9 protein-coding genes and 1 pseudogene are annotated in these 15554 nt (G+C 39.0%); 6 read left to right on the plus strand and 4 right to left on the minus strand.

Going from position 1 to position 15554, the window contains the following annotated elements; translation table 11 throughout:
* Positions 1–910: 910 nt before the first annotated feature.
* Positions 911–1096 carry a hypothetical protein gene (locus ASJ81_RS22025; protein ID WP_141241572.1) on the plus strand — a complete coding sequence of 62 codons (186 nt, stop codon included), beginning with the start codon at positions 911–913 and terminating at the stop codon, positions 1094–1096.
* A gap of 333 nt (positions 1097–1429) precedes the next feature.
* Here the strand turns inward: ASJ81_RS22025 and ASJ81_RS02945 are convergent, their stop codons facing one another.
* Entirely contained in the window at positions 1430–1648 is a 219-nt protein-coding gene (locus ASJ81_RS02945; protein ID WP_095643173.1) for an SHOCT domain-containing protein, read from the minus strand.
* A gap of 534 nt (positions 1649–2182) precedes the next feature.
* On the opposite strand from ASJ81_RS02945, the gene ASJ81_RS02950 reads away from it, so the two are divergent.
* On the plus strand, positions 2183–5005 hold the full coding sequence (locus ASJ81_RS02950) for a PAS domain S-box protein (RefSeq protein WP_095643174.1): 2823 nt from the start codon (positions 2183–2185) through the stop codon (positions 5003–5005).
* 276 nt (positions 5006–5281) lie between these two features.
* Here the strand turns inward: ASJ81_RS02950 and ASJ81_RS23550 are convergent.
* Together ASJ81_RS23550 and ASJ81_RS23555 are read right to left on the minus strand one after the other, a co-directional pair.
* Positions 5282–5896, minus strand: a pseudogene (locus ASJ81_RS23550) (tetratricopeptide repeat protein); the annotation flags it as partial.
* A gap of 15 nt (positions 5897–5911) precedes the next feature.
* A complete protein-coding gene (locus tag ASJ81_RS23555) occupies positions 5912–6541 on the minus strand; it encodes a tetratricopeptide repeat protein (protein WP_245859749.1) in 630 nt (209 codons plus the stop codon).
* 503 nt (positions 6542–7044) lie between these two features.
* Between ASJ81_RS23555 and ASJ81_RS02960 the strand changes: the two genes are divergently transcribed.
* Positions 7045–7890 carry a class I SAM-dependent methyltransferase gene (locus ASJ81_RS02960; RefSeq protein WP_095643175.1) on the plus strand — a complete coding sequence of 282 codons (846 nt, stop codon included), beginning with the start codon at positions 7045–7047 and terminating at the stop codon, positions 7888–7890.
* A 143-nt stretch (positions 7891–8033) separates the two neighbouring features.
* On the opposite strand, the gene ASJ81_RS22030 is transcribed toward ASJ81_RS02960, so the two are convergent.
* Entirely contained in the window at positions 8034–8375 is a 342-nt protein-coding gene (locus tag ASJ81_RS22030) for a hypothetical protein (protein WP_170943167.1), read from the minus strand.
* A gap of 1362 nt (positions 8376–9737) precedes the next feature.
* Between ASJ81_RS22030 and ASJ81_RS02975 the strand changes: the two genes are divergently transcribed.
* The 3 genes from ASJ81_RS02975 to ASJ81_RS02985 all read left to right on the plus strand — a co-directional run bounded on the left by ASJ81_RS02975 (position 9738) and on the right by ASJ81_RS02985 (position 15416).
* On the plus strand, positions 9738–11345 hold the full coding sequence (locus ASJ81_RS02975) for a M20/M25/M40 family metallo-hydrolase (protein ID WP_095643178.1): 1608 nt from the start codon (positions 9738–9740) through the stop codon (positions 11343–11345).
* 111 nt (positions 11346–11456) lie between these two features.
* Positions 11457–12863 (plus strand): glutamate decarboxylase, encoded by a 1407-nt coding sequence (locus ASJ81_RS02980; protein ID WP_095643179.1) that lies wholly within the window; start codon positions 11457–11459, stop codon positions 12861–12863.
* 93 nt (positions 12864–12956) lie between these two features.
* Complete coding sequence (locus ASJ81_RS02985) at positions 12957–15416, plus strand: Orn/Lys/Arg family decarboxylase (protein ID WP_095643180.1); 2460 nt, start codon at positions 12957–12959, stop codon at positions 15414–15416.
* Positions 15417–15554 lie beyond the last annotated feature (138 nt).

Raw genomic sequence — 15554 nt, forward strand, 5'->3', positions numbered from 1 at the left:
GATCATGTTTCGCTCAAAATTGTCAAAACATAGTCTAAAGTTTATCAGTTTACTCCAACGAAGATAAAGATAATAAATTAATGTTTGAGCCCAAAGATATCAAATTTAAAAAAAAAGTAAAAATGTAAAAATTACTCATATGTGTGCCTATAGGGAATAAACTTTGTCCATATCTCTCAGTTTGTTTCATAAAAAATTCCGACATCCAAAAAACAGATAACATTAGGAATATAAAAATTTTAGGGAACATGAAAAGAATAGGGAGAAAAAGAGAAAACATGCAAAACTCTGTTGGAAAAAATGATATTAAGAGAACAATACTTGAACTGGTTTATTCCTTACACGAGAGATATTTAAGATTTGAAATAAAAGTTAAATAATAAGAAAACTAGTAATGTTAAAACTGATGTTATTACACGGATAATCGGTCAGGTCTATTTTATCTCAAGTCCATTGGTAGGTTCTGTCTCTCCGTTTATTATATCTCATTTTCCGAGTAAATATTTAGAATAAATTTACAGAGTCTGTAAAATTCCTTTGAGTAAATTCACTAAAAATACTCACTAAAAATACTCACTAAAAATACTCACTAAAAATACTCACTAAAATAAGCAATTTGACACTAATACAATGGCGCTTTCATCATGAGCGTCTGAATTTCTGCATATGTTGATGATTGGGTTAAAAGCCTACTCGTTCCGCAAACTATGAGTATATTTGGCTTCTTCTGACCATTTAACTCTATTACACTTTGAACCGCTTATAGGTGATCCCTGTTCATTTTATGAGCAAACTCACACAATTATTGTATCAGTGCTATTATTTTTCTCAATAGCAAACGTCTAACTATATAGAATACATCCAATAAATATATAAGAAACTAAGTTTCTTTATATTTTGGAGGTATCAAGTGGTTCGATTCAAACAAATAACCCAGGATCCATACAACTCTTATTTTCAACAAAAATACTTCGTCTCGAAAGTAACCTCTTTCTCAATCGATGCACTTGTACTTCCAGACAGATCTCCTTACGAGCTGCAGATCGCTCTCGTCTGCAGCTCACAAGGTCAAAATAGTAAATCAATAATTGCGTAATACTTTATGGAAGTTCACTGATTTTATGGAAGTTTAGTGATCTTATGTGTTCAGTGATCTCAGCTTAATTCTTACTCTTTTGTTTTATCCCTATTAATATTTTCCAAAAAAAACAGATGTTTATTTGAAAACGAAGACAGGAAATCAAAGGAATTGACTTAACTTCTAGAGGTATAAAGGCAGGAAGTATAAGTATACCTGCCAGATAGGTGCCTCTCAAATGACATGCCAGGACGGATAAATGGCGTATTTAAACGAAATACTTTTTCCCATGTTATGTGACAGCATGTATTGTCAGAGAGATTTCAGGCTGGATATAAATATTATACGAAGTCACGCAGAATCGAGAGTTTTCTTTATTTCCTCAAACTCTTCTTTAGTAATTTCACCTTTTGTGTATCTTTCCTTTACTATATCCAGTGCAGTTTTTTCTTCATGTACTTTCTTGCTTCGGTTAATAAGATATCTGATTGACAGATAAATTAGTAGAATAACAGGAATCCAAAATATGACAATTCCAAAGATCAATATAATTTCACTTGTACCTATCAATCATTAACCTCCGTTAACTTTTAAATAAATTTAAGTGGTTATTGTATTTATGCTTACTGACGTGCTAAAACGGCTGGAATTATCGGAATTTTATGACTTGCACAAGATAACGGGAATTGTCGGGCTTTGAGTCTTCAGGATAGTCAAGTTTCAACTGAGCAGTTGTTTTAGCTCACACAAAACAGCGTAGAGCCATTTTTATAAATGAGATCATATTAACCCGGCTCTACATCCTGATTTTTCGTGAGGAAGGAAAAGAATATAGAGTTGGACAGTTTACAAAATTTTTGGCCCATTGCCTGGTGACCTACTCATGCTCAAGAATATTTAATTTGTGAGAAAAGTATAACACCGATTTCTAAATGTATTATGATAAAGATCATTTTATAATAAAAAGTTTATAGAAGCAAATCTTTATATAACTACCGAATTAAAAAATCTTTCCTGCAAAAAGAATTTCAATATACGTAAAACGGTTAGATAAATCACATTTGAAAAAAGAAACTTTTGACTGACATCAGATCAGAGAGCAATATGAGAAACCGCAACCGACTTTCTGGTATTAATATTATTGAGGACGTACCTTGGGGAATACATTTCTGCCAGTTCTGCCAGACAAAAGAAGACTTAATTGACATAACTGTTCCCTATTTTAAAGCAGGACTGGAAAATAACGAGTTTTGTTTGTGGATCGTATCAGAACTTATAGATGAAGATGAAGCAAAAGAAGCTTTAAAACTAGATATTCCGAATATTGACGCTTATCTACGAAATGGGCAAATCGAGATTATTTCCTATACTTACTGGCGCATAGAAGAGAATGCTTTAGATCCACAAACGATATCAAACTACTTGATTGAAAAAACCGGTAAAGCTCTAGCCAGTGGATACGATGGTTTGAGGTATAGTGGAAATGACTTTATGAGCCATGAAAAATTACTGGACTCTGTCATAGGCAAATACCCGATAATGGCTCTTTGCACCTATCCAGTTGACAGGTGTAGTGCAGTTGAGATACTGGATCTTATTGCAAACCACCGGTTTACTTTGACTAAGAAAGAAGGTAAGTGGGAGAAAATAGAAAGTTCAGGGGAGAACATTAATAACTGCTGGCAAACCGAAAAAATACTTCAAGAAAGTGAGGATAAATATAAGGCAGTATTCGATAGTAGCCTCGATGGCATTTTTATTACAATTCCGGACGGAACTATTCTTGCAGCCAACGCAGCTGCCTGCCAGATGTTTGGGATGACAGAAAAAGAACTTATTCAAGCCGGAAGAAATGGAACTGTCGGTGCATCTAATCCAGAGCTTAAATATTTCCTGGAGGAAAGAGCCAGGACAGGCAGATTCAAAGGGGAACTTGACCACAAACGAAAAGATGGAACAACCTTTCCAGGTGAGATATCGAGTTCGTTTTTCAAAGATAAGAATGGTCTCACTAAAGGAGTCCTGATCATCAGAGATGTTACCAAGCGCAAAGAAGCAGAAGCTAAGTTGAAAGAGACACTTGATAACTTAGATAAATTGGTTAAAGAACGTACAGCGGAGCTTCAAAAAGCTTATGATTCATTGAAAAAAAGTGAAAGAAATCTTGCTGAAGCTCAAGAAATGGCTCATATTGGAAGTTGGGAACGAGACTTTGCAAATAATGAACTTCACTGGTCTGATGAAACATATCGTATTTTTGGACTTAAACCACAGGAGTCACAAGTAGATTACAATACCTTCTTAAGTTATGTGCGTCCAGAAGATCGAGACCTCATAGAAAATGCCGTTAAAGAGGCATTAAAAGGAAAGCCCTTTGATATTTATTACAGAATTATCACAGCTAATGGGGAAGAGCGCATAGTCCATGAGAAAGCTGAAGTTGTTTTTGATGAGAGAAAAAATCCTGCTCGAATTATTGGAACAATTCAAGATATAACCAAGCATAGGAAAGCTGAAGAAAAAATTCAGAATTTAGCTAATGTTGTCGAATCATCAGCTGAAGCCATTATAACTGAGTCTTTTGACGGTATTATCACAAGCTGGAACAAAGGAGCAGAACAGGTTTATGGTTATTCGGTGAAAGAAGTTATAGGAAAGTCCATATTAATCTTAGAGCCACCTACATTAACCGGAGAAACAGAAAAATTATGTAAAATAGTTCAACAGGGAGAAAAGATCCGGCAATATGAGACCTTAAGATTGAGAAAGGACGGGAAGCTAATAAATGTTTCACTTACTATTTTTCCGGTTCTTGATAACCAGGGAAAGATAACTGCTGTCTCGGTCATTGCTACGGACATAACTGGAAGAAAAGAAGCAGAAGAAAAACTGAGAGAAAGTGAGGAAAAATACCGTAACATTGTTGAAACTTCTAACGAAGGTATATACTTAGTAGATAATGAAGCTAAGATTACCTACGCTAATAAAATAATGGAAACTTCAGGATACACTCTGGAGGAGATGATCGGTAGACCTATATGGGACTTTATTAGTGAGGAAAGCAAGCCTGTTGCCAAAAGGAGTTTTGAAGAGAGGCGGAAGGGTATCGATGATAGTTATGAATTGAAGTTAGTGCGTAAGGACGGTTCATTTATATGGGGACTTATAAGTGCCAAATCCCTGTTTAATAAGGAAGGCAAATTCATAGGCTATCTGGGTATGTTAACTGACATTACTGAACGCAAGAAAGCTGAAGAATTTCTGGCAAATCTTGAAACTGCCCGTAAAAAGGAAATTCACCATAGAATTAAGAATAACCTTCAGGTAATCTCCTCTTTGCTGGATCTGCAGGCTGAACAATTCAAAAACAGAGAATGTATTGGGAATTCCGAAGTTCTCGAAGCCTTTAGAGAAAGCCAGGACAGAGTCATATCTATGGCTCTTATTCATGAAGAATTATATAGAGGTAAAGAGCTTGATAATCTTAACTTTTCGCCGTACATTGAAGAACTCACCAGTACGCTTTTCCAGACATACAGACTTGGGAATACCAGTATCAGTTTAAGTATGGATCTGGAAGAGAACCTTTTCTTTGATATCGATACTGCAGTCCCGTTAGGAATAATTGTCAATGAACTTGTCTCCAATTCCCTCAAACATGCATTTCCCGACAGGGAGAGAGGAGAAATTCGAATCAAACTTCATAGGGAAAAAACCACAGAACTTGAAATAGAAAACCGCGAAAGTACCAGTACAAATTTCATTCTGACCATTTCCGATAACGGTGTAGGAATTCCTGAAAATCTCAATATTGAAGACCTTGATAGTCTTGGAATGCAGCTGGTAACTTCTCTGGTAGATCAATTAGATGGCGAACTTGAACTGAAAAGAGATGGTGGAACGGAATTTACCATAAAGTTCAGTTAATTTGCAGGCACGCTCTTACTTATCTTGTCTTTCAGAAATGATGATCTCCGAAACCAGGGTTTAAAACTTTAAAATAGGTTGAAAAACGCGATTAAGCTAGGGTTGAAAAATGCAATTAAGCTAGCTGCCAAATTAGTTTACAAGTATATGAAAAAACCTGCTCATCCCTCAAATTAGAGATATCTTTTAATTCCTCATTCTAAAGGAGAAAGAAGATAAATTATTTCTTTTTCTCTCTCCTTGTATAGTTACGCTTTTATCAGGTTCACCGGTTTTTTACTTTTTCTTTGCTCGTAAGTTCTTCCTGCTAGTTTTTCCTCTTTTCTCTTTTTCCTGATTCAGACTTTTCTTTATAATTTCGCTTGTTGGCTTTTTTCTTGTCCACACGTTTCGCTTCACTTTCAGCTTCTCGTTTTCCATTCTTTCTTCTTCGTCTTCATCGAGAGCTATCCCTAGCTTGGAATTTACGGAAGCAAGGGCGTTTCTAGCCTCGGTATGGTCCGGATTGAGCCTGAGAGTCCTGTCAAGGGCTCTGAGAGCTTCTTCATTTTTATCCAGGCCGGAAAGGACCATGCCTTTACAGTACCAGGCGTCGGAAGAATCTGGCTTTATTGAAATCGCTTTGTTACAGGCTGCAAGTGCTCTTTTATATTTGCCGAGTTTGAGGTGGACAAGTCCTTTCCCTACCCAGGTTTTTGCATTGTCAGGGTTTATTTTGAGGGCAGCGTCATAAGCCATCATGGCTTCCACAGGCCTGTTCAGGTTATATAGGGCGAAACCTTTATCCATCAGGGCTCTTGCAAGGTTCGGGTTAAGCTTAAGTGTGGCGTCATAGGCTTCTATAGCTTCTTCATATCGGCCCAGGTCCGCAAGCACAGAACCTTTTGCATGCCAGGCTCCTGCAAGCTAAGTATTGGCAGAAAGAGCTTTTTCAGAATCTGCCAGGGCTTTTTCGTGCTGATTTAGCCTGCAAAGGACTGAAGTTTTGAGATTCCAGGATTTATCACTGTCAGGTTTTATTTCGAGCAACCTGTCAAAGACCTGTAACGCATCTCCTTCCCTGTTGAGCTGCAGGAGCACAAAAGCTTTTTCGTAAAGGTAATGAGGGTTTTCAGGCTCGATTTCAAGAGCTTTTTTAATTGCCTTTAGGGAGTCACTGTACCTTCTGTACTTTAGAAACACTGCTGCCTTACCAGCCCAGGCCGCAGGATCCTCAGGTTTTTTCTCAAGGGCTTTTTCATAAGGTTTGAGAGCTTTACTCAGACGGTCATAAAATGTCTCAGCTTTATCGGTTCTGCCTGTACTTTTCCTACTTATTCCCCTGCCTGTCCTGCCTATCCTGTCACTTTTACCTGTTTTGCCTACCCCTTTTATTTTACCTGTTCTATCTGTTTTGCCTGACCCGTTTATTTTGCCGGCTCCTTCTGTTTTACCTGACCCATTTATTTTGCCTGCTCCATCTGTTTTACCGGTCTTGTTTGTTCTACCCTGTTTTCCCTGTCGTTCGTTTCTATTTTCTTTAAAATTGTTTGCCATAGTGTCAGTCCCATGTGGTTCGGTTTAGAGTGATTATTCTTTGTAAAAAGAATTCGGTACAGTTCGGTATTACCCCAACTCCCCGGAAGAGTGGTTAATTTTCCGGGAAATTTATTTCAAACTCAGTTCTCTTATTTCAATCTGATCCTGTTATATTTTAAATTCAGGGTGCTGGATTGCTCTGCAGAACGGAAATAACTCGTCCGTAAGTGGAAATTTAGCTTTTCATATCTTTTTCATTTGAATAATATTTGCTACAATAAGATACTTATCAACAAGATAGTCATTGTAATGATAAACGTAGGAACATAAACCTTAGATGTAGAAAAGTGTATTGTGACTCAGCAGACAGATCAGCAAAATTATTTTGAGATTTACAAAAATTCTTACTGCAGATTTACAAAAACTCTTACTTTAAATTTACAAAAACTCTTACTGTATTTACAAAAACTTTTGCTTTACTTTACTTTACTTTATATGTCAGAACTCAAATAATCATGTAAATGCTCCATAATCTTTTCCACATATTCTCTCAACCCTTAAAACCTCCTCTTTTCGAACCTGGCGAGCTTCGCTTCTGGGACGACCCATACATTTCGAAAAGCATGCTTGAAGCCCACCTTAACCAGACCCATGATGGAGCAAGCCGAAGAAATGCTGAGATCGAAAAAACAGTTTGCCATCTCGTAAATTCAGGGTTCCTGAAAACCGGAGACCGGGTACTTGATCTAGGCTGCGGGCCAGGGCTGTACAGCAGCAAGCTGTGTTTTGAAGGCATGAAAGTAACCGGTATCGACTTATCCCAAAGATCTATAGACTATGCACGGGCTCAGGCTAAAAAAAGTTGTCATAATATCGATTATATCTGTGCAGACTTTTTCAACATCGATTATGAAGGGACCTTTGATGCCGTTCTTCAGGTCTATGGGGAAATCTGCACCTTTTCCGATGAAAAACGTGACCTGCTGCTGAGCCTTGTCCACAGGGCACTTAAAGACAACGGAGTTTTCGTCTTTGATGTGTCCACAAGAGAATTACGCATGCGGGAAGGACTTAAGAACATGTGGTATTTCTCAGAAGGTGGGTTCTGGAGACCAGGCAGGCACCTTTTGCTGGAAAAAGGCTTTGATTATCCGGAAAATGACACCTGGCTAAATCAGTATATAATCGTGGATGAAGATGGGACTGTAAAGGTTTACAGGCTATGGCTGCATGACTATTCCTTTGAAACTATAAGCAAGACTCTTGAAAAGAGTGGGTTTAAAGTTGAACAGGCATGGAATAGTTTATCCGGAGAGTTATACCGGAAAGGCGGGGACTGGATAGCGATAGCTGCAAGAAAAGCATAACCGGTTTGCAGAAGCAATTCCAGAAAAATTCCGGCTCAATACGGTCGGCATAACTTATGTATTTAATCGAAATTAACAGAATCTCTTATAAGGCATCATAATTTGAAGAATTGAGTACACAGGTTTCATCCTTCGGACAAATCTTAGTATCCGTTTAACATAGCCATAAAAATCACCATTATCATACATGCAAAAGAAAAGACAAGCACAAAGATTTCCTTTTTCTGTTCTTTTTCCTGTTCTCTGGATAGTTGGTCCGGTACTCCCTTTGTGTACAGCACATAAAGTAATGGCACTAAAACCGATTCTGTCCAGAATAAGTACTTGATGTCTTCATAAGATACTCTTTCAGTGACAATCAATAATATTTGCGCAATCATAAGCCAGATTATAACAATATAAGTTCGGAGAATAATTCTTTTATTTATAGAAGGAAATTTAGAACTATTGTTGCTATGTTGAATATCAGTTTTAGAATCTGTCAACTGCATAACACCATAACTTATTAAGAATACATTGTTTAAAAATTTTTTTATCGCAGTTGCAAACATCATTCTAGAGTCCGCAGTTGCACTGGACAGTCTTAACCAAGTACTTTAATTAACGATATTGCATGAATTCATTCTGACCTCTAATAAGGAATACTATTCACGTCTCTGATTCTGAAGCTGTCTTCTTTATTCTTTTTAGATTAGTTCCAACTGCATATTTCGGACTTTTTCCAGAGTTGAACTGAGGAAGACTCCTTTTCACATTACATTTTTCGCACAGTCTTCACAGACTACCTGGATTTTACAAGCAGGGTACACCTTTCATTCTGTAAACATTTTCCAAAATTTGTCAATAATCGATTTAAATCTCAGGTCACGTGATTTTCTGTCAACCGCGCATATCAAATTTAGTTAAAATTGCTTAAAAGTGTCCCTTAAATAGTTCTCTCATATATGTAAAACAAAATCTATAATAGGTAATATAAAGTAGCAAAAAAGATATCAAAAGTATTAAATATTAGTTTGTAGTATAGTTAATTGTCTCTACCAAACAGACACGAATAGCATAATGAAGTGTCTCTCCGAACAGACACGAAATCTAAATCGCCTCCTAGATTGTCGAAAGCACCTGGATTTCTTTTTGCCCCTGCCTGCAAAGAAAAACAGACAGGGGTCAGGGTGCTGAAAAAAAAGAAATTGAATTTGAGGCGTTTTACCTGTCCATAAGCCAGGAATATATTCTCTGCGTACTGCTTCTTTATTAGATAGAAACACTTAAATCCAAGTATTCTTTTTAATGACACATTTTTTATGTTTTTCTGCATATAAATTTTCAATTGTCCAGTTATGTATACTGAGTTGAAACCATGCCACATTAAATTGTTTCCACGATCGATAACCTTATATTCGACTCTATAACTTGGACAGAAACCAGAGGTTTAAATTCTCTAAAGTCTGATTAAAGCTTTTGATCAAATTTCTTTTACTAATTTTCCCTTTTTGGAATGAAGTTATTAGTGATTAATAAAGGAGGAAAGTATTTTATACTCGGTCAAACGTTTTTAATAATACTTACAAGGTTCTTATTAAAAACTTACTTAAATAGTACTGAAATAAGAACAGCAGAGACATAGAAAATGTTCTCATAGAAAATGCTCTCAAAAAAATAAAACAATGCTGTTTGTTCAATTGGATAACATATCAGGGGAATCATTATCCATAAACAATTATGTAAAAGTTGAACTGCTTTTCTTTCCGGATTAAAGAAGATCAAATGCCGGTTTCTTTGAGATGTACTTCTGAATGATCAATACAGCAAAAGAGCTTATGTGATAAATATTCAGGAGTTAGATCTACATGCCAGGAACCGAAGTAGCAAGTGAACTTTTACTTATAAGTAAGACAGAGGAGCCTGAACTCAAAATACTTGACGACTCTTTTGAGCCAAAGGCAGTACATGACCATTTTATGGAACTAACAACAAGATACCACCCGTCTGGTGAGGAGAATCAAGTTCGTGAGTATGTTATGGAATGTGCCAGAAAGATAGAAGGCGTAGAAGTCATTCACTACGATTCAGAAGCTAAAGATCCCGGAGAAAGAGTGATTGTTCTTCGTAGAAAGGGCTCAGGGGATCATGCCAGTGATCCTTATGTCACTTTACAGGCGCACATGGATATGGTGTGTTCTCCTGACAAGAATATTTTTCCATTAAAAGTCTTTGGTTATCTTGATAACGAAGGTGCAAAATGGATAAAAGCCGGAGATACTGACAGCATTACTGACCCAAAAAAAGGTACTACCCTGGGTGCAGACGATGGAATTGGAGTAGCAACTATCCTTGCCATCCTGGAAGATAATAATCTCAAAGACTACCCAATTGAGTGTTTTTTAACTGTCCAGGAAGAAACCGACATGGGGGGAGCTGCAAACTTTGATAAAAGCCTCCTGATCGGTAGAAAGTACATAAATGTTGATGCTGAAGTTGTAGACACTATTATTTACGGCAGTGCAGGAGGGTGCAATGTCCAGTATGAAGGAAACCTTGCTTTATCAAGTGTTCCATGTGGTTATACCAATCTGAAATTATCGATTTCAGGGCTTCTTGGAGGACATTCCGGCATCAATATCAATAGTGGGAGGCTCAATGCGATCAAGGTCCTCACTGAAATTCTCATTCGATTTAATAAGCGGCTCACAAATCTTGATGTTGAAGGTGAAGGTATTAAGAGTTATGATCTGCGTCTTATTTCATTGCAAAGGGACGAAGATCCGATCTCAAACAAAATTCCAAGCTGTGCCAGCGCCATAATAGCTATTCCTGGCGGCGATAAGGAAGAATTTGTAAATGATTTCACAGTTTACTGTGAAGCTTTAAAAGTACAGTCTCAGCCAGAGGAGAATTTAGTTTATGAGATTAAAGAAATAACTCAAAACTCTCTTGATGAAGCATCGACAGATGCACTTCTGTGCTTACTTCAGCAGATACCCCACGGAGTCATCCACATGATTCCGGGAAAAACTAGTTTGGTAGAGACCTCAAGCAACCTGGCAAATATCGCCCTGCAAAATATGCTAATCAACGCTTCAAATCGCAGCTCGGATGCAAATTCCATGAACGCCCTAATTCAAATTCAAAAATCAATAGGTGAACTCTTCAAGTACTCGGTAGGGACAAGTGATTCCTATCCTCCATGGGAACCAAGTAATTCTGACTTACTTGATAAAGCACAGAATGTATACAAAGAGATCTATCATAAAGAAGATGCAGCCACCGTAATCCATGCAGGCCTTGAATGTAGTTACGTTGTGCAAAAATATGATGGTAAAATAGACTGCATTTCTATAGGGCCTACTATATTGAACCCTCATACAGGGAGTGAATGCCTTAAGGCGGACACAGTGGAAACTTTTTATAGTGCAGTAACCAGTCTTATTCAGGAACTTTTCCAGAAAAACGCATAATACATTAATTGGAAGCATAAGCCCGCATCCAATTTTTTCTTATTTTTTTATTATTCAAAGTAAGCTGGATAAGGAAAATTAATTTGTAACTCTATGTGAGGGGTTAAAGTTATGATTTCTAGAAAAGTAAATCTGGAAACTCTGGATGAATCTAAAAAGTATCGTGTCGGCGCATACAGTGCCAGATATATCGCAAAAGTCAAAGAAAAAGGAATTCCAAAGTATGAGTTCCCTGAAGAAGGGATGAGTCCGAGAGCTGCTTATCAACTGGTACATGACGAGCAGAGTCTCGACGGCAATCCCTTCCTGAACCTGGCAAGTTTTGTTAATACATGGATGGAACCGGAAGCAGACAAGCTTGTCATGGAAAACATCAATAAAAATATCATAGATATTTTCGAGTATCCTCAAACTGACAAAGTTATTCACAGGAATATTGTAAATATGCTTGGGCGTCTTTTTAATGGGCATCATACCGAATTCATGGGCACGGCAACAGCAGGATCCTCTGAAGCCATAATGCTGGGTTTGCTGGCTCACAAATGGAGCTGGAAAAACTCAGGGCGAGGCACAGGCAAGCCAAACATAATTTTCGGAAATGACGCTCACGTTTGCTGGGATAAGTTTGCCAAATACTTTGACGTTGAGGCTAGAAAAATTCCTATAGACAAAGATGTACGTACTATTACGGCAGATGCTGTCTCAAAGAAGATTGATGAGAACACTATCTGTATTGGTTGTGTTCTGGGAACAACTTTTACAGGAGAAATCGATCCTGTAAAGGACATTAACGATTTGCTTCTGAAATACAGGAACGAAAAAGGCTGGGACATACCAATCCACATAGACGCTGCAAGTGGCGGCTTCATATTGCCATTTACTGAGCCTGATTTTAAGTGGGACTTCAGGCTGGAAAGAGTAAAATCGATAAACGTTTCAGGGCATAAATACGGATTGACTTATCCTGGCCTCGGCTGGCTGATTTTCCGTGACGAAAGTGACCTTCCCGAAGAGCTGATTTTCCATGTAAACTACCTTGGAGAAATGGAAGACTCTTACACCCTGAACTTTTCAGGAGGCAGTGCAATGGTTGTGGCTCAATATTATAATATTTTAAGATTCGGAAGAGCTGGCTACACCGGAATAATGACGAATATCCTTGAGGTTTCCCAGGACCTTGCCAGGAAAGTTAACAACTTGGGCCGTTTCGAAATGCTGAACAAAGGAGAAAGGCTTCCTATAATTGCTTTCAAACAAAAAAAGGAAACTGGTTATTCCCTGCAGCAGCTCTCATATAAGCTAAGAGAGAAAGGCTGGATAATTCCCGCCTACTGTCTTCCGGAAAATGCGGCAGATATCGAGATAATGCGTATTGTCGTAAGAGAAAATTTCACTTCGGACATGGCGACAATTCTTGTCAAAGATATCGAAAATGCATGCCAATTTTTTGAAAATGGTAACAAATCCGGAACAAAAAAATCCTGCCCGTCTGAAAATGACATGGCTCATATTTGCTGAAAATTTACACTTCAGCAAACTTATTTTTTAGAAAAAACCGATCTCCTAACTTGATCATGAACTTAAAAATCAGAAGTCAGAGGTGCCATTAATATGTCACGAAAGCTTCCTGTTTTAATCATTGCCAGCGAAAAGTATGGAAATGGATCTGTTTCCGACCAGGCAATGAAACGTCTTATAGAAGCACTTCATGAACTGGGCTATGAGACAACAATGACCACAACCCCTGAAGACGGTTTGTCTCTTGTCGTTTCAGAACCGGGATTCGGATGTGTCTTTCTGGACTGGGATCTTCCAGGAGAATCTCACTTCAGTGAGCATGCAGCAGAGGACATTATAAAATCCATCCGTGCCAGAAATGAAAATCTTCCTATCTTTCTTATTGCGGAAAAAACACTCGTAGGTGACCTGCCTACCGAAGTGATCAAGGAAGTACATGAATACGTCTACATGTACCAGGATACAGCAGCTTTCATTGCAGGCAGAGTGGATTTCGCGATTCGGCGCTACTATGAAACTCTTCTCCCACCATACTTCCGCGAGTTAAAGAACTTCACAGAAGATGCAGCTTACAGCTGGGATGCACCCGGACATATGGGAGGTGTAGCCTATCTGAAACATCCCGTAGGAATGGAATTTCATAAGTTCTTCGGAGAGAATATTATGCGTGCCGATATCGGCATCTCAACTGTGGAACTCGGTGACTGGCTTGAGCACATTGGTCCTCCATATGAATCCGAATGTAATGCAGCGCGCATCTTTGGGGCGGAATATACTTTTTATGTTCTCGGGGGTTCCTCTACATCGAACAGGATAGTCTGCCAGGGGGCTATAGGTGCGGAAGAAATTGTAGTCGTAGATCGAATTTGCCTCAAATCTCTCAACCATGGGCTGACAATCAGTTGGGCAAGAGCAGTTTACCTGAAACCCACACGCAACGTTTACGGCATGATAGGACTCATACCCCCAGGCTGGTTCGAGCCAGAATATATAAGAAACCTGATCAAAGAGAGCCCATTAGCAAGTGATGCAGTATCCGGCGACCCTTCTTATGCAGTTGTGACCAACTGTACTTATGATGGGTTTTGCTATGATGTAGATCGCGTAGTCGAACTACTGGGCAAAAGTGTTCCCAGGATTCATTTCGATGAGGCCTGGTATGCCTATGCCAAATTCCATCCTCTTTATAGAGGCCGCTTTTCAATGGGTGTTCCGGAGAATGATAATCTGCCTACCCTCTTTGCTGTACAGTCAACTCATAAAATGCTGCCTGCTTTTTCAATGGCCTCGATGATTCACCTGAAGGTCAATCCGAAAAGAGCTCCTCTGGAGTTTGATCAGTTCAATGAAGCATTCATGATGCACGGGACCACTTCACCTTTCTATCCGATGATTGCTTCTATCGACGTGGCCACTTCAATGATGGACGAACCTGCCGGCCCGACAATGATGCAGGAGACCGTTCTGGACGCCATAAACTTGCGTAAAGCAATTGCCTCGGTAGCCAGAAAACTTGCGGTAGAAGGCGGACAGGATAACTGGTTTTTCTCCTGTTATCAACCCGAAAAAGTCTCAGATCCGAGAACAGGAGAACAGTTTAACTTTGTGGATTCACCTGATGAGCTGCTTGCAAATGAGTCCTCCTGCTGGATGCTAAAGCCAGGAGACAGATGGCACGGATTCGAAGATGATTGCCTTGATGAGAATTATTGTATGCTCGATCCGACAAAAGTGACAATCACATGCCCTGGTATTAATCCAGAAGGTCAAATGTCGGATTGGGGAATTCCAGGAGCTATCCTGACACGTTTTCTGGACTCATGCCGCATTGAGATTGCAAGGACAGGGGACTACACTGTGCTCGTACTCTTCTCAGTAGGGTCAAGTAAAGGCAAATGGGGTACTCTTCTTGAAGCCCTGATTGAGTTCAAACGCCTCTATGACAACGGAGCGGCTGTCTCTGAAGTCCTTCCTGATCTGGTCGCCGAATACCCGGAAAGATATAGTCTGAAAGGCAATGGTCTGAACAGCGATGAACCCATGACTCTTAAGTACCTCTGTCAGACGATGCACGAAGAAATGAGAAGACTTGATCTGCCTGGCTTGCTGAACAAAGCCTGTGATACTATCCCGGATACGGTTCTTTCTTCCGCCGAAACATATCAGAAACTCGTCCGTGGGAAAACAGAAAAACTCAAAGTCGAGGATGTCGAAAACAGGGTTTCCGGACATCTGCTGGTACCTTATCCTCCCGGAATACCAATCCTTATGCCAGGAGAACGCCTTGGAAACAAGGATAGCCCTCACATCAAGTTTTTACTCAATCTTCAGGAATTCAGCCAGAGATTTCCAGGTTTTGGGCATGAGATTCACGGAATCGAGGTTGATGAGGAAGGTGTTTTCTGGATGCGCTGTGTGAAGAAAGAAATCCGGGAAACTGAAGAAATAATCAGGGAAAAGAAAGAAAAGAGAACTTTTACTTCTACTCTGATCCACAGGCAAATGACCCGTCCGCGTTCGGCTATGAGATCATTCAAAAAGGGCCGCTCCTAATTGGTAAAGAAAAGGATTAAAGGGGAGCTGAAAACTGTAAAGACGGCTGAAAACTGTAAAGACGGCTGAAAGCTGTAAAGAAATCTGAAACATGTAAAGAAATCTGAAACATATAAAGAAAGCTAAAAATTTTGAATT

This window comes from Methanosarcina spelaei, assembly GCF_002287235.1.
GTDB classification, from domain to species: domain Archaea; phylum Halobacteriota; class Methanosarcinia; order Methanosarcinales; family Methanosarcinaceae; genus Methanosarcina; species Methanosarcina spelaei.

What these genes read in the sequence shown, in the direction of transcription:
- ASJ81_RS02950 (WP_095643174.1), top strand. Translation starts at nt 2,183, where the DNA reads ATGAGAAACCGCAACCGACTTTCTGGTATTAATATTATTGAGGACGTA.
- ASJ81_RS23555 (WP_245859749.1), bottom strand. Translation starts at nt 6,541, where the DNA reads ATGGCAAACAATTTTAAAGAAAATAGAAACGAACGACAGGGAAAACAG.
- ASJ81_RS02960 (WP_095643175.1), top strand. Translation starts at nt 7,045, where the DNA reads ATGCTCCATAATCTTTTCCACATATTCTCTCAACCCTTAAAACCTCCT.
- ASJ81_RS02975 (WP_095643178.1), top strand. Translation starts at nt 9,738, where the DNA reads ATGCCAGGAACCGAAGTAGCAAGTGAACTTTTACTTATAAGTAAGACA.
- ASJ81_RS02980 (WP_095643179.1), top strand. Translation starts at nt 11,457, where the DNA reads ATGATTTCTAGAAAAGTAAATCTGGAAACTCTGGATGAATCTAAAAAG.
- ASJ81_RS02985 (WP_095643180.1), top strand. Translation starts at nt 12,957, where the DNA reads ATGTCACGAAAGCTTCCTGTTTTAATCATTGCCAGCGAAAAGTATGGA.